General features: G+C 59.5%; 3 protein-coding genes and 2 tRNA genes. 4 read left to right on the top strand and 1 reads right to left on the bottom strand.

Annotation, left to right across the window (positions count from 1 at the left end; genetic code table 11):
- Positions 1–21 precede the first annotated feature (21 nt).
- Positions 22–777: a tetratricopeptide repeat protein gene (locus BDE01S_RS10295; protein ID WP_066081215.1), complete on the top strand. Its 756-nt coding sequence runs from the start codon at positions 22–24 to the stop codon at positions 775–777.
- Positions 778–919: 142 nt separating this feature from the next.
- The gene (gene purE / locus BDE01S_RS10290) at positions 920–1399 is read left to right on the top strand and encodes a 5-(carboxyamino)imidazole ribonucleotide mutase (protein ID WP_066081212.1); all 480 of its coding nucleotides are present in this window, start codon (positions 920–922) and stop codon (positions 1397–1399) included.
- Positions 1400–1425: 26 nt separating this feature from the next.
- On the opposite strand, the gene BDE01S_RS11375 is transcribed toward purE, so the two are convergent.
- A complete protein-coding gene (locus BDE01S_RS11375; RefSeq protein ID WP_156472606.1) occupies positions 1426–1623 on the bottom strand; it encodes a hypothetical protein in 198 nt (65 codons plus the stop codon).
- Between the two features lie 15 nt (positions 1624–1638).
- Between BDE01S_RS11375 and BDE01S_RS10285 the strand changes: the two genes are divergently transcribed.
- Positions 1639–1714 (top strand) — tRNA-Thr (locus tag BDE01S_RS10285).
- A 30-nt stretch (positions 1715–1744) separates the two neighbouring features.
- Positions 1745–1820, top strand: a tRNA-Thr gene (locus tag BDE01S_RS10280).
- Positions 1821–1901 lie beyond the last annotated feature (81 nt).

The raw sequence follows: 1901 nt of genomic DNA, 5'->3' as shown, positions 1-1901 counted from the left end.
AAAAATAATATCCGCCACATCATGATGATTCGAACACACACCGCCCTCTTACTCTGCAGCCCCTTCCTGCTCGGCGCCTGCGTGACCGCCGCGCCACCCTCGCCTGCCACAGCCGCCCACACCGAGCATTTCGCCCTGCCCGACTTACCCGCCGAGCCGCTGCCGCCGCAAAGCATTCCCTATCCGCAGCTCAACGAGCAAACCCAAATCGACCAGATGGGCTTACAGATTGCCCGCCTGGAGCGCACCGTCGAGCAGCTGCAAACCCGCGTGCAACAGCTCGAACGCCGCAGCAAAACCCGCCCGGCCGCCAAAGCCCCCGCCGCGCCGCGCCTGGACGATGCCAAGCTGAAAAGCCGCTATCTGGCCGGCGGCGGCAGCGCACCGAGCGACACCGATGCCGTCACCCTCAATGAAACCCGCCTCTACAATCAGGCGCTGAAATACTACCAGCGCGGCAACTTCTCCGCCGCCGCCGCCGTATTGCGCGGTGCCGACGGCGGCAACGGCAGCGAAGCGGCGCGCCGCAATATGTATCTGCTGCTGCAAAGCCAGCAGCGCATGGGCAACTGCGAATCCGTTATCGAAATCGGCGGCCGCTACGCCAACCGCTTCCGCGGCAGCGCCCAAGCACCCGAAGCCTTATACGGCATCGGCCAGTGCCAATACAATATGCAGCAGAAAGACATCGCCCGCAACACCTGGCGCAAGCTGATGCAGACCTACCCCGACAGCGCAGCCGCCAAACGCGCCGCCGTGCGCCTGCAGCAGCGCTGATTTCGGCGGCTCGCGTGTCCGACCCGGTATCAATCGGGCGCAGATTCACCCCAAAGCCGAATTTTCAGACGGCCTTTTACCCGCCAAGCCGTCTGAAAATCCCTTTTTCCTTACCCTGTTTATTTTTCCAACGGAGCAACACATGATTCAAGTAGGCATCATTATGGGCAGCAACAGCGACTGGCCGGTTATGCAGCAGGCCGCCGAATTTTTAGCGCAATTCGGCGTGGCATACGAAGCACGCGTCGTCTCCGCCCACCGCACCCCCGACTTGATGTTTGAATACGCCGAAACCGCCCGCGAGCGCGGCATCAAAGCCATCATCGCCGGCGCGGGCGGCGCCGCCCACCTGCCCGGCATGGTCGCCGCCAAAACCACCGTACCCGTACTCGGTGTACCTGTGCCCAGCAAATACCTGCGCGGCGAAGATTCCCTGCTCTCCATCGTGCAAATGCCTAAGGGCGTACCCGTTGCCACCTTCGCCATCGGAGAAGCCGGCGCCGCCAATGCCGCCCTGTTTGCCGTATCCCTGCTCGCCAACGAAGACCCCGCGCTCGCCCAAAAGCTGGCCGACTTCCGCCGCAAGCAGGAAGAAACCGTCTTGGCCATGACCTTGCCGTAAATATCATGACAAGCCGTCTGAAAATATTAAGTTTTCAGACGGCTTTTTTCGGGCAATCCCCGCTTATCCCGCCGCCCCGGCAGGATAAGCCGTTTAGGTGATACCGCCGCAAGGCTGCAAACATCCGCTCCGCAGCAGATAATTCCATTAAAAATCAATTTTTTTGACACACGCACGCAGCCGTCTGAAAAATTTGACTTGTCAAACGCGGATTTTACCTGCATAATGCCGTTTTTCCTGCCGGTGTAGCTCAGTTGGTAGAGCACCTGACTTGTAATCAGGGGGTCGCGAGTTCGAATCCTGCCGCCGGCACCAGTTTCAAGGAAATGCCGCAGGCGTTTCTACGCCGGTGTAGCTCAGTTGGTAGAGCACCTGACTTGTAATCAGGGGGTCGCGAGTTCGAATCCTGCCGCCGGCACCAATCCAAGCCGCCTAATCTGCAAAGATTAGGCGGTTTATTCATGGGCGCACAAGCCTTATATAGTCATTTAACACAGAATGG

Origin of the sequence: Bergeriella denitrificans NBRC 102155 (assembly GCF_001592185.1) — a bacterium.
GTDB lineage: Bacteria > Pseudomonadota > Gammaproteobacteria > Burkholderiales > Neisseriaceae > Neisseria > Neisseria denitrificans.
This window is presented reverse-complemented; position numbering and strand designations above follow the sequence as displayed.

Excerpts from the sequence above, each read along its gene's own strand:
- BDE01S_RS10295 (WP_066081215.1), top strand. The coding sequence starts at position 22 with ATGATGATTCGAACACACACCGCCCTCTTACTCTGCAGCCCCTTCCTG.
- purE (WP_066081212.1), top strand. The coding sequence starts at position 920 with ATGATTCAAGTAGGCATCATTATGGGCAGCAACAGCGACTGGCCGGTT.
- BDE01S_RS11375 (WP_156472606.1), bottom strand. The coding sequence starts at position 1,623 with ATGCAGGTAAAATCCGCGTTTGACAAGTCAAATTTTTCAGACGGCTGC.